The sequence below is a fragment of the Peptoniphilus sp. genome, assembly GCF_034090345.1.
In the GTDB taxonomy this organism is placed as follows: Bacteria; Bacillota; Clostridia; order Tissierellales; family Peptoniphilaceae; genus Peptoniphilus.
In genome coordinates this window covers 1-16412 of the sequence record NZ_JAXDSS010000075.1, presented here as the reverse complement: position 1 = coordinate 16412, position 16412 = coordinate 1, and the positions used below count along the sequence as shown (strand labels likewise).

General features: G+C 31.1%; 18 protein-coding genes. 4 read left to right on the top strand and 14 right to left on the bottom strand.

Translation table 11 applies throughout. The annotated features are described in order from the left end of the window. From SOR77_RS06975 to SOR77_RS06960, 4 genes are all read right to left on the bottom strand, one after another. Positions 1-595, bottom strand: a 595-nt coding sequence (locus SOR77_RS06975) for an MFS transporter (protein ID WP_320636418.1), incomplete at its 3' end; no start/stop codon positions are given. A 431-nt stretch (positions 596-1026) separates the two neighbouring features. Then, positions 1027-1863, bottom strand: a complete 837-nt coding sequence (locus SOR77_RS06970) for a hypothetical protein (protein WP_320636417.1) — start codon at positions 1861-1863, stop codon at positions 1027-1029. A 164-nt stretch (positions 1864-2027) separates the two neighbouring features. After that, entirely contained in the window at positions 2028-3383 is a 1356-nt protein-coding gene (locus SOR77_RS06965) for a PFL family protein (RefSeq protein ID WP_320636416.1), read from the bottom strand. 7 nt (positions 3384-3390) lie between these two features. Next, on the bottom strand, positions 3391-3660 hold the full coding sequence (locus tag SOR77_RS06960) for an ACT domain-containing protein (RefSeq protein ID WP_004822357.1): 270 nt from the start codon (positions 3658-3660) through the stop codon (positions 3391-3393). A gap of 114 nt (positions 3661-3774) precedes the next feature. Here SOR77_RS06960 and SOR77_RS06955 point away from each other — a divergent pair, with 114 nt between their 5' ends. Next, positions 3775-4092: a hypothetical protein gene (locus SOR77_RS06955; RefSeq protein WP_320636415.1), complete on the top strand. Its 318-nt coding sequence runs from the start codon at positions 3775-3777 to the stop codon at positions 4090-4092. 46 nt (positions 4093-4138) lie between these two features. On the opposite strand, the gene nadC is transcribed toward SOR77_RS06955, so the two are convergent. From nadC to SOR77_RS06905, 10 genes are all read right to left on the bottom strand, one after another. Then, positions 4139-4990: a carboxylating nicotinate-nucleotide diphosphorylase gene (gene nadC / locus SOR77_RS06950; protein WP_320636414.1), complete on the bottom strand. Its 852-nt coding sequence runs from the start codon at positions 4988-4990 to the stop codon at positions 4139-4141. Positions 4991-5019: 29 nt separating this feature from the next. Next, complete coding sequence (locus SOR77_RS06945; protein ID WP_320636413.1) at positions 5020-6519, bottom strand: Na+/H+ antiporter NhaC family protein; 1500 nt, start codon at positions 6517-6519, stop codon at positions 5020-5022. A gap of 68 nt (positions 6520-6587) precedes the next feature. Continuing rightward, positions 6588-8438: an ATP-binding protein gene (locus SOR77_RS06940; RefSeq protein ID WP_320636412.1), complete on the bottom strand. Its 1851-nt coding sequence runs from the start codon at positions 8436-8438 to the stop codon at positions 6588-6590. After that, a complete protein-coding gene (locus SOR77_RS06935) occupies positions 8435-9367 on the bottom strand; it encodes a DNA double-strand break repair nuclease NurA (protein ID WP_320636411.1) in 933 nt (310 codons plus the stop codon). Before SOR77_RS06935 ends, SOR77_RS06940 begins: the two co-directional genes overlap by 4 nt. Further along, positions 9360-10169, bottom strand: a complete 810-nt coding sequence (gene rsmI, locus SOR77_RS06930) for a 16S rRNA (cytidine(1402)-2'-O)-methyltransferase (RefSeq protein ID WP_320636410.1) — start codon at positions 10167-10169, stop codon at positions 9360-9362. The genes SOR77_RS06935 and rsmI overlap by 8 nt, the downstream gene beginning before the upstream one ends. After that, positions 10166-10861, bottom strand: a complete 696-nt coding sequence (locus SOR77_RS06925; protein ID WP_320636409.1) for a tRNA1(Val) (adenine(37)-N6)-methyltransferase — start codon at positions 10859-10861, stop codon at positions 10166-10168. The genes rsmI and SOR77_RS06925 overlap by 4 nt, the downstream gene beginning before the upstream one ends. A 52-nt stretch (positions 10862-10913) precedes the next feature. Then, positions 10914-11432 (bottom strand): acyl-CoA thioesterase, encoded by a 519-nt coding sequence (locus SOR77_RS06920; RefSeq protein ID WP_320636408.1) that lies wholly within the window; start codon positions 11430-11432, stop codon positions 10914-10916. Further along, entirely contained in the window at positions 11398-12309 is a 912-nt protein-coding gene (locus SOR77_RS06915; protein ID WP_414153391.1) for a pseudouridine-5'-phosphate glycosidase, read from the bottom strand. Before SOR77_RS06915 ends, SOR77_RS06920 begins: the two co-directional genes overlap by 35 nt. A 7-nt stretch (positions 12310-12316) precedes the next feature. Beyond that, positions 12317-13402 carry a carbohydrate kinase gene (locus tag SOR77_RS06910; RefSeq protein ID WP_320636406.1) on the bottom strand — a complete coding sequence of 362 codons (1086 nt, stop codon included), beginning with the start codon at positions 13400-13402 and terminating at the stop codon, positions 12317-12319. A gap of 28 nt (positions 13403-13430) precedes the next feature. Further along, the gene (locus SOR77_RS06905; RefSeq protein ID WP_320636405.1) at positions 13431-14018 is read right to left on the bottom strand and encodes a thymidine kinase; all 588 of its coding nucleotides are present in this window, start codon (positions 14016-14018) and stop codon (positions 13431-13433) included. A 346-nt stretch (positions 14019-14364) separates the two neighbouring features. On the opposite strand from SOR77_RS06905, the gene folE reads away from it, so the two are divergent. The 3 genes from folE to folK are packed head-to-tail and all read left to right on the top strand — an operon-like array spanning position 14365 to position 16225. Then, positions 14365-14919: a GTP cyclohydrolase I FolE gene (gene folE / locus SOR77_RS06900; protein ID WP_320636404.1), complete on the top strand. Its 555-nt coding sequence runs from the start codon at positions 14365-14367 to the stop codon at positions 14917-14919. Then, positions 14919-15392 (top strand): HD domain-containing protein, encoded by a 474-nt coding sequence (locus tag SOR77_RS06895; RefSeq protein ID WP_320636403.1) that lies wholly within the window; start codon positions 14919-14921, stop codon positions 15390-15392. Before folE ends, SOR77_RS06895 begins: the two co-directional genes overlap by 1 nt. 8 nt (positions 15393-15400) lie before the next feature. Beyond that, positions 15401-16225 carry a 2-amino-4-hydroxy-6-hydroxymethyldihydropteridine diphosphokinase gene (gene folK / locus SOR77_RS06890; protein ID WP_320636402.1) on the top strand — a complete coding sequence of 275 codons (825 nt, stop codon included), beginning with the start codon at positions 15401-15403 and terminating at the stop codon, positions 16223-16225. Positions 16226-16412: the final 187 nt, after the last annotated feature.

Genomic DNA, 16412 nt, shown 5'->3' with positions numbered 1-16412 from the left:
AATTAATAGATATTGATTTAATTGTTTGTTTTTTATCCCCACTCATATATCTAAAATTATCTGATACAAAAAATATAATAAAAATTAACAATATTACACTAATTGCAAAACTAAATATCCATGGATATACTAAATTTTTAGATGCCAATATTGCCCCAAATATTCCGGCTGTAATTCCTGCTACATTTCTAATAATATTATTGTTTGAAAAAATTTCTTCTATTGGTCTATCTGTATTTTCAACAACCCATGCTTCTAAACTACCTGAAATAAAACAAGTATATAATCCAGAAAATATTGAAGCAAGTAACAAAATATAATATCCCTGTTTTTCTATAAATGTATACAAATATATCAAATGTAATATCAGCCCTATAATTATAGAAGCTTTTCTCCCATATTTATCTGCCACTAACCCTGTAGGTATCTCACCTATCCACACAATAAAAAAGCCAAATGCTAATAAAAAATTTACTTCTTTTAAAGATAAATCCTTATATAATAAAAATATTATCAAAGAAGTACCTACTATTTCCTCCATTAAAAATTGCAAGAAACTTATTATATAGAATTTTATATGTGTTTTACTTTTCATATTCTTAACTCCTTAAAATTATTTTAATTTTACCTGAAAATATTAAATAATTTAAAATCTATCATAATAAAAGTGCAAATAAATACTTCACGTTAATTAATATAAATACAGAAAGATAAATTACAATAACTGTAGCTATATTCTTAAGACATTTCTTAATATAGTCCTTAAAAGTTTACAAGCTTCTCAGTTAAAATTCATCTTTGCTTAATGTAACTATTATTTCTCCAGTAAAAACTATAAAATAATAATTCTTACTTTCTTAGTAGTCTTTAATTAAAGATATAGGTACTATATTTTCCCCTGTAATCATTACTATTTGAAATACACTCTATTCATTTTTTATTTCATTTTTCTTAAAAGTATCCATTTGAAATTTTATAAAATGTAACTTATTTTTTGTATAATATACGAAATTTCACTTTATTATTTTAAGCTTCTGAATCTCCACCAATAACTTTTCCTGTTATAGCATCAACATATATTTTATCTCTTGATTTTGATATTACCGAATAAACTAAATGTAACTTTTTATTAGATGCACTTCTCCAAAATGACCTACCAAAATTATTATTTTCTCCTTTTACAACTAATTCAACTTCCGCTAATTCAAAAGGTTTTTCAGTATAATCGTCATTATCGTACACATCTTTTGCTATTTTTATTGCCTCTTCTTCAGTAATTTTAGGTCCTTCTTTTATTTCAAATTCATCTACTCTATAAAATGTATAAACTGTATTACCTGAATATGGAACTATAAATACGTAGCTATCATAATAATTTTTTATTTCATATTCATTATTTTTTAAACATGCTATTCTGTGTCCTAAATTTAAAAAAGGTTGATTTTCTATAGTTCTGTATTCATTAGGAATATATTTTTCTATAATATAATTTATGTATTCTTTTCTAGAGAATTTATCTACTTTTTCATTTTTAGGTATAGACTTTCTAACATTATCATAATCTTCTATTAAGCCTATCTGGTCTATCTCATTAATTTCTCCATTCTTTTTAAATACCATAACGCCTTTTTCTCTCGTTATAGGAATTTTAATAAACTTACTTTTTCTGCTTGTGCTACTTATTTCAGTTTGAATATCTATACTGGATATATCTTTTACCATAATATTAAAGTCTGAAATTGTTTCATATATTTTTTTATATAGTATATCTTTATCTGCTATAGGTTCTCTTGTTACAAACCATATCAAACTGCACAAAGTAGTTATTACTATAATAAATATAGGGAAAATTTTTTCTCTCATAGAATTTCTCCTTTTCACTTAAATATTAAAAATTGTTATACATAAAATTTCCTTTTCAACTTATATTCTATTACTACAAAAAAAGATTAGCCATCAAAAATTTCAACAACAATTTGTCTATAAATAAAGCTCTGTTACATTCAACAGAGCTTACCTCATTATAATTAATTTTTAAAACTGTGAACCGGAGCAGGAATTCTTCCTCCTCTATTTATAAAGTCCTTTGCTGAATTATTCCCTATATCCATTATAGGCGCATAACCAAGTAATCCACCAAACTCAGCAAATTCTTCAACGCCTTTTCCTACTACAGGAATTACTCTAACTGCTGTAGTCTTTCCATTTATCACACCAATCGCAGCTTCATCTGCTATCATTGCAGAAATTGTTTCAGCTTCAGTATCACCTGGTATTGCAATCATATCTAGCCCTACTGAGCACACTGCGGTCATGGCTTCTAATTTATCAAAAGTTAAATGTCCTGATTTTGCTGCTTTTATCATACCTTCATCTTCAGAAACAGGAATAAATGCTCCTGATAATCCTCCAACGCTTGATGATGCCATTATTCCACCTTTTTTAACTGCATCATTTAACATTGCAAGAGCTGCTGTAGTTCCATGTCCTCCAACAGTTTCAATACCAATCTCTTCAAGAATTCTTCCTACAGAATCTCCTACTGCCGGTGTAGGAGCAAGTGATAAATCTATTATTCCAAAGTTTTTATTCAGCCTTTGTGAAACTTCTCTACCTACAAGTTCCCCCATTCTTGTTATTTTAAATGCAGTCTTTTTAATCGTTTCATATACTTCATCAATAGGTGCACCTTTTAATTTATCTATTGCAACTTTGACTACTCCGGGGCCCGAAACTCCAACGTTAATAACTGTATCTGATTCTGTTATTCCGTGGAAAGCTCCTGCCATAAAAGGATTGTCTTCAACAGCATTTGCAAATGCAACAAATTTAGCACATCCAATAGAATCTGCTTCTTTAGTCAACTCAGCAAGTTCTTTTATCTTATGCCCAAGTAACCCTATAGCATCTAAATTCATGCCTGCTTTTGTAGATGCAACATTTACACTTGAGCAAACATAAGTTGTTTCTGCCAATGCTCTTGGAATTGAATTTATAAGGTTCAAATCTCCAAGGCCCATTCCCTTTTGTACCATTGCTGAAAATCCACCAATGAAATCTACTCCTACTTCCTTAGCAACTTTATCAAGCACTTTTGCATAAGGCGTATAGTCTTTTAATTCTGATGCTGCTGCTATAAGAGCTATAGGTGTTACAGAAATTCTATTATTTATTATTGGAACTCCATACATCTTTTCAATCGCACTTGTAGTCTTCAAAAAATTTTCAGTTTCTCTCATCATCTTTTCATAAATTCTTTGAGTTGCCTTTTTTGAATCCGAGTCTATGCAATCTAAAAGAGAAATTCCCATTGTAACAGTTCTTATATCTAAATGCTCATCTTCAAGCATTTTTATAGTTTCTAATATATTTCTTCTATCCATGATTCACCTAAATTCTGTGCATTTTATTAAAGATATCTTCATTTTGAATCTTTATGTAAACTCCAATTTCTTCTCCTAATTTATCAAAACCTTCTACAACTTCTGTAAAAGTTGTGTTTGCATTAGTCAAATCAACCATCATCATTGCAGTAAATTTATCATCCATTATTGTTTGATTTATATCCAAGATATTAATGTTGTATTTAACTAATAATTCTGAAGTTCTATAAACTATCCCTGTAAAGTCTTTTCCTATAATTGTAAGTATTGCTTTCAATCTTCTTCTCCTAAACATATTATTTTTTATATTATATCATACAATAAAATTTTATCACTTATATGTTTAAAAAATGTCTAAAATTGGTAAGTAATTAATAATTAGGAGGTGCTTATGAAAGTTATTTTTCATATTTTAGAGTTGAATAAATGGCAAACTAATATACAAAATATTAGAGATTTAATTGCAAGTGAGCCCGAAGTCGAAGTAATAGTTGGTAGTGATGCGGCTAGTCTTTTTGGTAAATACAGCGGCATTGACTTTGATGATCTATTACGTAATCCCAAAGTTAACATCACTATTTCGAAGTTTGGACTCGAAAATAACAACCTCGATTCAAACTTCTTACCTTCAGGTGTACAAGTTGATGACTTAATAGTAACTAAACTTGTAAAACTTCAAGAAAATGGTTTTGCCTACATAAGATTGTAATTAATAGCATACAAAAAGAGCCTTGCTAAAAAGGCTCTTTAAAACTTTATTCTTCTATTTTTAAATTTTTCATAGATAAGTCTAAAATTTTTGCAGAGTGTGTTATTGAACCACTTGATATAAAATCAGCTCCCAAGCCTCTATACTCACCAACATTTTCAAGACTAACATTCCCTGAAAGTTCTATATATGCTGTTCCGTTTATTATTTCTATTGCTTTCTTTATAGTTTCTACATCCATATTATCAAGCATTATAATATCTGCGCCTGCATCTACAGCTTCTGAAACCATCTCTAAGTTTTCAACTTCAATTTCTATCTTTGTTACAAAAGAAGCATAATCCCTTGCCATATTGATAGCTTCATACACTGAACCTGCCGCTGCTATATGATTGTCCTTTAAAAGTATCGCATCAGAAAGATTGTATCTGTGGTTTTTGGCTCCACCTACTCTTGTCGCATACTTTTCAAAAATTCTCATATTAGGCGTTGTCTTTCTAGTGTCTACAATTTGAGTTTTCGGGTCATTTAATGCTTTAACTAGCTTATTTGCGTACGTTGCGACACCACTCATTCTTTGCATATAGTTAAGAGCTGCTCTCTCCCCCGTTAAAAGCGTTCTAACATCTCCAAATACTTTGGCAATTAAGTCTCCTTTTTTTACTTCAGCTCCATCTTCTTTATAAATTTCAAATTCAACATCTGAATCAATAAGTTGGAATACCCTTTTAAAAACATCTATTCCGGCTATAACTCCTTCATCTTTAGATAAAAGTTCAACTGACGCTCTCTTTTTAGATGTGTATATAGCATTTGTAGTCACATCTTCATGAGTTATATCTTCTTTTAACGCCATTTTTAAATAGTCATCTATTTGAAAATTTTCAAGTTTTTGCATTATTATCCTCTATTCCTACTTCTTTTAATTTATTTAACTCCAAGTTTCGCTATAGTTCTTCTCTTCATAATAGCTATTAATACAACTAAACTAACTAGTGCTACAGGAAGTGCAACTATTTGATTTTGCATTATTCCAGCTACAAAGAATCCTGTAATTGATGCTCCTGCACAAACTATGGCATAAGTCATCTGACTTGATACATGGGCTATATGATCGCATCCTGCTCCTGCTGAAGATAAAATTGTAGTATCAGAAATTGGTGAACAATGGTCTCCAAATACTGAACCTGAAAATATCGCCGCAAGTACTATACTAAGATAGTGCATATGATTTGACTGAACAAGTATTGGGACTAATATAGGGATCAATATACCGAATGTTCCCCATGCTGTACCTGTTGAAAAAGCAAGAAAACTTGCCACTATAAATATTATAGTTGGTAAAATCCACATAGGCATATTTGAACTTTGTATCAACCCTGATATATATCCACCTGTATTCAAATAGTCTGTGCTTGTTATTCCACCTATGGTCCAAGCGAGTGTAAGTATTACTATAGCCGCAATCATCGACTTCATACCATCTACTATTCCATCCATAAACATTCTAAAGCTAACTAATTTTCTTGGTATGTACATTAAAAATGCACACCCTATAGCCAGAACAGAACCTATTACTAACGATAAATTTACATTTGCATTTCCAAAGGCTTCCGCTGCTGTTGCAGAACCTTCAAAAAATCCTCCTGTTCTCATCATCATTAAAATTGTAACACTTATTAGCACAATTATTGGAAGAATTAAATCTATAACCTTTCCCTTATCTGAATGAGTATATCCTACTTCTTCTTTAGTTATGATTCTTGATGTATCATCTCTTTCGTATGATTCCATTGAACCTAATTCATACTTTGAAAAAGAAAAATATATTACAGTTAAAATTGTAAGTAGTGCATACAAATTCAAAGGTATTGTACTTAAAAATACGTTCATAGGGTTCTTTACTCCAGTATCACCAATTATGGCAACCACTGAAGCTGCCCAGCTTGATACCGGTGCTAAAATACAAATTGGTGCTGCTGTTGAATCTATAATATTAGCAAGTTTTGCCCTTGAAACCTTGTTTTCATCTATTATAGGTTTCATTACAGCTCCAACTGTAAGACAGTTAAAATAGTCGTCAATAAATATTAAAATTCCTAAAAGAGCCGTTGCAAGTTTTGCACTTTTTTTGTTGCTTATTTTTTTGCTAGCCCATTTCCCATAAGCAAATGAACCTCCAGCCATGTTCATCACCATTACCAATGAACCCAAAAGCGCAAGAAATATTATCATAAGTGCATTATCTCCAACTTTTGTTCCCATCAAAGTAAAAACTTTTTCAAATGCAAGTACTATATCTCCACCTGTTAAAATCAATCCCCCCGCCACTATTCCAAGTAAGAGAGATGTGATTACTTCTTTTGTTATAAGCGCCAAAACTATTGCCACTATAGGTGGAACCACAGATAAAATCCCAAATTCCATTTAATCACCTTTTTCTTAATTTTAAAATCTATTATAACCTAGAACTTAGTATTTTACAATCATAAGCCCTACTTATTAGACATGTATTGTTCTCCTAAAAAGCTACTTTCAACTTTTAAATATCCGCTCCTAACAAGTTCATCTAATTTTAATTTCAATTGTTCAACTGTCAAGTCTGTCCCTTTATTTTTTAAATGTCTTAAAACTTCTATTGATCCTACAGAAGTTGCTATTGGTAAAACTTCTCTTATCTTCTCATAAAATTCTTCATGATCTTTTTCGCGGAGAGTTTGCAATTCATCAAAAGGATTCTCCTTATGAGGAGATTCTGTATCCGCATACCTTATTCTCACATACGATGTTCTTCCTAATTTCGAAGAAGATACAAACACATCCCCAGTTTGTAAATAGGGCAATCTCTTTGACTCTTCTGTTGAAATATCCGTCTCTTCTCTTATTGTATCAATATCAGAAGCCCGTACAGTTCTAAATATCAATTTTGTATTTAACTGAGCTGTTATAGTGTCATCTAGTAGAGTTGGCCTTTGAGTAGCCAATACTAAAAACACTCCGTACTTACGACCTTCTTGTGCTATTTCTCTCAATATATGTTTTGTTGGAGAGTCTACTCCTTTTGGAGCAAAATTATGTGCTTCATCAGTTATGACTATAAAAGGTGGGAAGAAATCATGCACATGACCTGCATATTTCCCTTCTCTATAATCCCTTCTCATATTGTAGAGTTTATTTACAAGATAAGTTGCAAACACTTGAATCATTCTAGTTGAACCCTGTATTACCTCAACTTTTCCTGACATTATTCCATCTACAGTAGGTGTTATATCCTTATCGAGAACTCCTTCATTCTTAAGCCTTTGAAGTCTCCACAATATGCCCCTTACAGTTGCTTGATTAGTTGAATTACCATATTTTTCATAAGTTGCCCTTACATTTCTAAATTTTTCACTTTCAACACTATCTCCCATAGCATCGACTTCTTCTATCTTTCTATTTATTTTATCAGTACTTCCATATTCAAAAGCAACCAACAATTCATTCAATCTATTAGAAAAAGTGTAATAATTTTCCCCTCGTTTAAACATAATATCTATGGTGTTTCTCATGGCATCAGATATGCTTCCTGAAGTATCTAATAGATTCTTCAAATCTCCAGTACTCAAATCTTCAAATTTTATACCTATGTCTATCCCTATTTGTCTGCAATTATATTTACCCTCATAATTTACATCAGACTTTGAATTTGCAAAACTCATTTCAAAATGAGGGTCCATTACAATAGTTGGTATTCCCTTTTTCATAATTTCTTCAATCAAAACTCTTATACCAAAACTCTTACCTGACCCGGATCCGCCAAAAACTCCAACGTGTGGATATTCGTGCATACTCTTATAATCTAAAATATACGGCACGTCTTTTTGTGGAATTCTAATTCCATTCTCAAAAGTTGTAAAAAGACCTTTGTACTTATCTTCCATGTTCAAAGTTAAACTATCAGTGTTTCTTATAGCGCCAAGTACCAGTCCTGTTTCAGGTTCAGATGATATCAAAAGATTTTTTACTTCATAAAATTCAGGAACCCTTATCTTACTTCCGGACATTACAGGGAACTGAGCTTCTCTCAAAAGTCTTAGTTTGGCAATATAAATAGTTTCTTCATTTACATTCCATCCTATTGCTTGTAGAGAACTTATCACTGATTGGTCAACAAAATCTCCACCTTTTGACATTGGAATATACCTATTAAAAGTATTTGCTTCAACAACTTCTGAAATAAGTTGCCCTTGTGCATCCTCTACTATTAAAAATTCATTTATTCTAAAATTTCTCTTTCTATTTGCTGCATAAACTTCTCTAGAAGATGTAAGCCCAACAACGGTCATTTTCTCATTTTCTATCATAAAGTTCTCCCATCTCTCTCAGATACAAAAAATCTTCTGTATATATCTCTGTCCATGTATTCTTCTAATAGTGTCTTAACTAATTCATCTGTTATTTTAACTTCTGAATCCACAATATCTAGCCACAATGGAACTCCTCTTGAATGTTCAGGTGTAAGTGTATATACCAAATCGGCAACTAATTCTAATTTATCTCGATATTCTTTAAGTATATCCAATCCTATTATCATAGAATCTGTGCTACATCTCAAAAATGCCGACACGAGATTTGCCTCTTCAAATTTTTTGTTGTTTTCATCATTTATAACTAAAATTTCCCCACGATTAAGTCTTCCATAGATTAATTCTCTGTCATAATAGGAATTCTTACCTATCGTCCTTGAAATTACGTCAGTTTTTAAATCCTTTATAACTCCCATTAACAGCACATCATTTTCAAGACAAACTTCTACAAGCTCTTCAAATTTTTTTGAATCGTTTATCTTATATCTTATTAAGCCACCGTCCATCATTAAAATGCTTGGCTTTTCATTTTCAGCACTGTCTATAGCCACGTCCATTTCAATTTGAGAAAGTAGAACTTCTCTCTTAAGACTCTCTCCGTTGCTTAGAGAATCAGTTATTGGCGAGTAGAGTTGATTAGAGTATATATCTTTTCCCTTCGTCGGCTTTGCCAATGCTTGATAAACTTCTACATAATGAGGGTCTGCTCCTCCAACTTTCATAACAGAACCATCTACTCCTACTATAATTCCTAAATCTTTTAATATATTAGGCTCAAGCTTTCTCATACTTTTTATTGAGCCGATTCTAGAAAGAATATCTTTTCTAAATGTTTCATTGTCCATTGAAAAGAATTCATTATATTTTTCTTTTAACTGTTCATTTAATTCTTGAACTTGTGCTTTCATTCCCTCTATATTAGGCATTTTCTGTCTCCTTTAGTTCAAGGCTAATTTTATATATTTCATTTTTATTTATTCTGGTTTCTGCACTAACTTGTTTTACTGCGTGAGACAATTTTACTCCATTAGAAATTTTTTCGATTAAAAGTGCTTTTATATCAAATTCCTCTTCCTCTGTATTACCCTCAACTACTATTACAAATTCTCCCTTTTCGTGGACATTTTCTATAACTTCTGAAATCTTTCCTCTGTAAGTAGTTTCATACATCTTTGTAAGCTCTCTTGAAACTGACACATTCCTATCCCCAAATACTGTTTTCATATCTTCCAAGACTTTTAAAATTCTGTGAGGAGCTTCATAAAATATCATAGTGTACGGAAAACTCTTAAGTGTATCTAATTCCTTCAACCTCGCAGATGATTTAGAATTTAAAAACCCATAAAATAGAAAATGGTCTGTGTTTAATCCTGAATTTATAAGAGCAACTGTCGCTGCGTTTGCTCCTGGAAGGACATTGAATTCAACTCCACTTTTTATCAACTCATTAGCTAAAACAGCGCCTGGGTCTGAAATACCTGGCATACCCGCGTCTGAAACCAAAGCAATATCTTTTTCTTTTGAAAGTTCTATTAGCTCTTCAGCTTTTTCTCTTTCATTAAACTTATGATAGGCAATTAATTGCTTTTTTATATTAAAATGACTTAACAACTTCATTGTAACTCTTGTATCTTCACAAGCTATTAAATCTACTTTTTCAAAAACTTCTAAAGTTCGCATTGTTATATCCGATAAATTTCCTATCGGAGTTGGGCAAAAATAAATCATCCTATCCTCTCATTCCTATATATTTTTTTAAATTCTTCAGTAGTTTCACCATCATTATATAAATTAATTTCTGAAATTTTCATTCCTTTAGGTTTTTCTTTTATCCCTTCAATCAAAAATCTATTACTTTCTGCACTACAGTTCTTTTTTATAAGTAGTATTCTTCTTGGCTCAATATGGTTTTCTCTCAAGCCAACTATAGTATCTACCATTCTGTCAACTGGTAAAACGGCATAAAATCTTCCTGAATTTTTTAAAACATAATCTGCCGCTCTGAAAAAATCTATTAAATCACTTGAATGTCTCGCCAAATCTCTGCTCTTATTTTTCGGTTTTAGTCCTGAATCAAAGTAAGGTGGATTAGTAATCACAACATCTGCTATTTGCCTATTCAAAACAATACCAATATTTCTCACATCAATATTATAATTTTCTATTTTCTCATCAATTTTATTTTCTTCTGCTGATAGTTTCAAAAGATTTAAAGCTTCTTCATTTATTTCAAAGTTTATTATTTTATCAACTCGATTTATAACTCTAAATCCTATTATTCCAAACCCCGCACCTAAATCAACACATACTCCTTTTGCTTTTGCAAAACTTGTCAGTGCAAGTGAATCAAAAGTATATTTAAAATTTTCATCGTCTTGATAAATTATGTATTCTGTTCCTGGTACTATATCTCTTTTCATACCTATAATTTTAACATATTGATGAAATAAAAAAATAGCTCGGTTACCCAAGCTATAATTTTATTATTTCTGTCAATGCCTTATTTCGTTCTATTTTTTCTCTTATTATCTTTTTTCTTTCTTCGTAGCCTTGCATTATCGAAAGCTCTTCATCTGTTTCGCCTATAATCTTAGGCACTTTTTCTCCAGGCTTTAATTTTTTAGCAGCATAAGTAACGAATCCAAATGCAGCCAAATATTTTTCTCCAGTAACAGATTTTTCTCCAACAAATTTTAAAAATATCTCCATCGAAGCATCTCCTGTTCCAGAAATAAAAGCTTCTCCGAAAATAAAATCCCCAAGTTGTATAGGATTTACAAAATTAAATTGGTCAAATGAAGCTGTTGTAACCGAACCTCTTCTGTGTTTTATAGATACCAATCCAGATAAATTATCTGCCCATTCTAAAAGTCTTGCTCCATAAACACTTCCGCCTTCATTTAAATCATACGGCACTGTCGCATGTGAAAAAAAGCATTTACTATCCGATGTCTTTTTAATTGTTGTAAAGTTCTCTTGCAATTTGAGCACCTATTTTAGCATTGTTCTTTACAAGAGCTATATTTGATTCAAGAGAATTTCCACCTGTTGCTGTCAAAACTCTACCAAGTAAGAAAGGTGTTGTTTCTTTTCCGTGTATTCCCTCTTTCTTTGCATCTATAAGAGCTAATTCAATAGCTTTATTGATTACATTAGCATCCATTTCATCTTCTTCAGGAATTGGATTTGCAACTACAACTCCACCATTTAAACCTAAATCCCATTTTGTACTAATAGCATTAGCTATTTCAGATGTTTCATCCATTTTATAATCTAAATTAAATCCTGAGCTTCTTGTGTAGAAAGCTGGCATTTCTTTAGTTTGATATCCAAATACAGGTACACCAAATGTTTCAAGATATTCAAGAGTAAGACCTATATCCAAAATAGATTTAGCTCCTGCACATACTACAGCAACGTTATTTGACGCTATCTCTTGTAAGTCACGAGAAATATCAAATGTTTCTTCAGCGCCTCTGTGCACTCCACCAATTCCTCCAGTTACAAGAAGTTTTATTCCAGCTAAAGAAGCTGTAATAATAGAAGTTGCAACTGTTGTCGCTCCGTTTAAGCCATTTGCAACAACATAAGCATAGTCTCTTCTTGAGCATTTTATAATATCTTTAGAAGTTGCCATAAATTCTAATTCTTCTTCTGAAAGACCAACTCTGATTTTTCCATCTATGATTGCAGTAGTAGCTGGAACACAACCATTTTCTCTAACTATTTCTTCACAAGCTTTTGCAGTTTCTAAATTTTGTGGATATGGCATACCATGTGAGATGATAGTTGATTCTAGAGCAACTACAGGCTTTCCACTATCCATTGCCTCTTGAACTTCTTCGCTTATAACCATATATTTCTTCATTAATTCTTTATTCAACATTTTCCATTTCCTCCTCTATTGAGCCAATCGCAACTGTTTCAATCGTAGTTGACTTTGATTTTAGTGCCACTCTGCTACAAGCTGTTGCATATTTAAGCTTGCTCATTAAATCCATTTTTGTATAATCTCCATAGACATATCCTGCCATAAAAGCATCTCCTGCTCCTGAAGCATTTTCGATTTTCATAGGTTTTGATTTTAAATGTAATGAATTATTTCTATCCTTATAAACTAATCCCAATTCACCTATAGTGATTACTACAGATTTTATTCCTTTTTCAAAAAGAATTTCAGCTGCTCTTTGAGCCTCTTCTACGGAATTAATTTCTATTCCACTTAAAAATTGAGCTTCATATTTATTTGCTTTTAAGAAATAAATTTTATCTAAACACTCAACCAATTTTTCTGCTTTTTTATCAGAAACACAATCGATATAAAACTTTTGTTTTACATCCTTTAAAAGATATTTGATAGTATTCTCAGGCAAATTCGTATCCATTACTACACAATTTGCATTTTCTATCTTTTTCTTTTTCTTAAATAGCATATCTGGAGTTAATTTTTCAACTATACTCATATCGTTTATTGCAAACTCCATATCCCTATCTTCATTTAAAATAGCTAGATAAGTTGAAGTTGGTGTATCTTGAAAAATAAATACGTCATCTGTATTTGCCCCTATTTCCTTTAAACCATTTATAAGCATATCTCCATTGCTATCTTCTCCAAAAGCTCCGATAAAAGACACTGGAGCACTAAGTTTTGCTAAATTCTCACAAATATTTCTACCAACTCCACCACCTGACTTTACTATAGTCCCTGGATTAGAGTCTTTTTTTATTATTGTGGAATCCGGATAGCCAATTACATCTACATTGGCACCCCCTATTACTGTTATCAAAGGTGATTCTCTGAAAATATAACGTCTACCCAATATATATCCTTGCTTTGACAAATTATTGATGTGAACCGCCACTGACGAACGTTTAATATTCAATATATCTGCTATTTCTTGTTGAGATATTGTCGGCGTTTTTTTGATAAGCTCCATAATCTCTGATTCACGTGGTGTCATAATTCATTCTCCTTTATTTATGTTTAAATTATAAACTTTTATTTGTATTTGTGTCAAGTAGTTCATTGTAACAATTTCTGCATAGAGGCTCATATTCATCACTTGCCCCTATAACAATTCTATTTGTATCTTTTGACTTTCTATGAGACACCCAAGCATCAGCACCACACACAGTACACACTGCGTGATGTTTATATAGATAATCTGCTCTTGCCATCAATTCTTTTACCAAATCAAATGGGTTTGCTTCAAAGTCCATATCAAGTCCTGCAACAACTACTGTCTTTTTCTTTTTTAAGAATTCATTTATTTGGTCCAAAATTCTTTGTATATCTCCTTCTAAAAATTGAACCTCATCAATTCCAATTACGTCAACTTCATTATTTTCTATATACTCGGCAATAGTATCTATATTGTCACACATAACAGCATTTAAATGTGTATTATCATGAGTTGATATCCTTTGTTCTTCTCCCCTTGTATCCAATTTAGGTTTAAATGCTACAGTTTTATATCCTGCAATTTGAAACCTCTTGATCTCTCTTTCTAAGCTGGAAGTTTTTCCACTAAACATAGAACCTGTGTGTACAATTAACCTACCCCTATATTGATGCATAATTCCTCCCAAATTTATATATTCATTTTTAATTTTTATTGTTAATCTTAAAAATAGTATACTATAAATTTGCTAACTTTCATTTAATAAATTTGAAAAATGTAATTTAGACTATTTGATTTCATTAACTTAAATACTATTTATCTTATTATAAAACCGCTAAAAATAGACATAAATAAATTTGTTCGATGCTACATTTTTACCTACAAATGCTGTAAAAATCGAATAAAAAGTAATATAATATACAGTGTCAAATAATTTGTAAATCATTTGACTTAAGTAAGGTTTATTGTTAGAATATGCCGGAATAAAGGTATATATAAATAAAAATATAAAAGAGGTTATTATGGATAAAAATAAAATTGAAAAAGCTGTCACTATGATTCTTGAAGCTATAGGGGAAGACCCTACAAGAGAAGGATTAGTTGAAACACCTCAACGGGTAGCTAGAATGTATGAAGAAATTTTTGGAGGAATTAATCAAACTGCTGAAAAACATCTTTCAAAAACTTTTGAATTAGTTGATAAAAATATGGTTGTAGAAAAAGATATTCCTTTCTATTCTATGTGTGAGCACCACTTACTTCCTTTCTGGGGAAAAGCTCATATTGCATATATTCCAAACGGAAGAGTTGCCGGACTTTCAAAGCTTGCAAGAACTGTTGAACTATATGCAAAAAAACCTCAGCTTCAAGAAAGACTTACTATGGAAATAGCTGATGCTCTAATGGAATTTTTAAGTTCGGAAGGAGCTCTTGTAGTTATAGAAGCTGAACATATGTGTATGAATATGCGTGGAGTTAAAAAACCGGGAACTTCTACTATGACTTCTGTTGCCCGTGGTAAATTTGAAACAGATTTAAATTTAAAAAATGAAGCTTATAAATTAATGGGACTATAATGGAAAATTCAAATATCATATTTAAACTTGATTTTATTCAAGACTTATTAAAGGATTTGAAAACTTTGGAAGATGACAGAATTTATTGCAGGCACAATCTCACCCATTTTTTAGATGTCGCTCGTATTTGCTATATTCTGTGTCTTGAAAATAATATTTCCATTTCCAAAGATGTTATTTACAGTACAGCTCTACTTCATGATTTGGGTAGAGCTTACGAATATAAAAATGATATGCCTCATGATTTAGCATCTATAGATATAGCAAAAAAAGCCCTTTCTTCTACAAATTTTACAGATGATGAAAAAGTTTTAATATTATCTGCTATTGAAAATCATAGAAAAAAAAGTGATTGTTTAAATTTTAAATCACTTTTCTACAAAGCTGATAAACTGTCAAGAGATTGTTACAATTGCAAAGCTGAAGGTTGTAAGTGGGGCGATCATAAAAAGAATTTAGAAATCAAATATTAGGAGTTTTTATGGATTATATTAAAATTTCAAATTTAATTATTTTTGCAAATCACGGTGTTTTTAAAGAGGAAAAAACTCTTGGCCAAAAATTTGTAATTGATATATCTCTTGGTCTTGAAACTCAAGACGCTGCCTTGACAAATGATTTAGATAAATCTGTTCACTATGGATTTTTGTCCGAAGAAGTTCAAGAATTATTTAAATCTAAATCAAATGACTTGATCGAAACCTGTGCTGAAGAGATAGCTCAATTTATTTTGAAAAAATACACTATGGTTGATGAAGTTACAGTCAGTATAAAAAAACCATGGGCTCCTGTACATCTGCCATTAGATGAAGTTTTAGTCCAAATCTCAAGAAAAAGAATGCGCTGTTTCTTGGGACTTGGTTCAAATTTAGGAGATTCCACTAAGTTGTTAAACAGTGCATACTCAAAAATTGAAAATGATTATACAAAAATAATAAATAAATCAAGTATATATACAACTCCTGCTTGGGGTTTAGAAGATCAACCTGATTTTAAAAATTCTGTAGTTGAAATTTCAACAACATATTCTCTGCAGATGTTATTAAAACATATCCAAAAAATTGAACTTGATTTAGGAAGAGAAAGAAAAATTCATTGGGGACCTAGAACTATTGATATAGATATTTTATTTGTTGAAAACCAACAAATTTATCAAGATAATCTGATAGTCCCTCATCCATATATTTCAGAAAGAGAATTTGTGTTGGAACCTCTTTGCGAAATAGCTCCCCATTTCATTCATCCTACTTTTAACAAATCCATTAGATATATTTATGAAGAATTTAAAAAAAGCACTGTCAAATAGGCAGTGCTAAGAGTTTATACTAACGTTGGATAATTATAAAAGTTACTTATACTATTATCCTATTAAATCTAGATATATAACCAATCCCTATTGGAGATACTTTTAACCATCTCTTTTGTTAATTTATTTATCGTTTCACACAACCTATCCACTACGTCTGATAATGTGTGGAAAAATTCATTTTTAA

Excerpts from the sequence above, each read along its gene's own strand:
- SOR77_RS06970 (WP_320636417.1), bottom strand. The coding sequence starts at position 1,863 with ATGAGAGAAAAAATTTTCCCTATATTTATTATAGTAATAACTACTTTG.
- SOR77_RS06965 (WP_320636416.1), bottom strand. The coding sequence starts at position 3,383 with ATGGATAGAAGAAATATATTAGAAACTATAAAAATGCTTGAAGATGAG.
- SOR77_RS06955 (WP_320636415.1), top strand. The coding sequence starts at position 3,775 with ATGAAAGTTATTTTTCATATTTTAGAGTTGAATAAATGGCAAACTAAT.
- nadC (WP_320636414.1), bottom strand. The coding sequence starts at position 4,990 with ATGCAAAAACTTGAAAATTTTCAAATAGATGACTATTTAAAAATGGCG.
- SOR77_RS06945 (WP_320636413.1), bottom strand. The coding sequence starts at position 6,519 with ATGGAATTTGGGATTTTATCTGTGGTTCCACCTATAGTGGCAATAGTT.
- SOR77_RS06940 (WP_320636412.1), bottom strand. The coding sequence starts at position 8,438 with ATGATAGAAAATGAGAAAATGACCGTTGTTGGGCTTACATCTTCTAGA.
- SOR77_RS06935 (WP_320636411.1), bottom strand. The coding sequence starts at position 9,367 with ATGCCTAATATAGAGGGAATGAAAGCACAAGTTCAAGAATTAAATGAA.
- rsmI (WP_320636410.1), bottom strand. The coding sequence starts at position 10,169 with ATGATTTATTTTTGCCCAACTCCGATAGGAAATTTATCGGATATAACA.
- SOR77_RS06925 (WP_320636409.1), bottom strand. The coding sequence starts at position 10,861 with ATGAAAAGAGATATAGTACCAGGAACAGAATACATAATTTATCAAGAC.
- SOR77_RS06915 (WP_414153391.1), bottom strand. The coding sequence starts at position 12,309 with ATGAAGAAATATATGGTTATAAGCGAAGAAGTTCAAGAGGCAATGGAT.
- SOR77_RS06910 (WP_320636406.1), bottom strand. The coding sequence starts at position 13,402 with ATGACACCACGTGAATCAGAGATTATGGAGCTTATCAAAAAAACGCCG.
- SOR77_RS06905 (WP_320636405.1), bottom strand. The coding sequence starts at position 14,018 with ATGCATCAATATAGGGGTAGGTTAATTGTACACACAGGTTCTATGTTT.
- folE (WP_320636404.1), top strand. The coding sequence starts at position 14,365 with ATGGATAAAAATAAAATTGAAAAAGCTGTCACTATGATTCTTGAAGCT.
- SOR77_RS06895 (WP_320636403.1), top strand. The coding sequence starts at position 14,919 with ATGGAAAATTCAAATATCATATTTAAACTTGATTTTATTCAAGACTTA.
- folK (WP_320636402.1), top strand. The coding sequence starts at position 15,401 with ATGGATTATATTAAAATTTCAAATTTAATTATTTTTGCAAATCACGGT.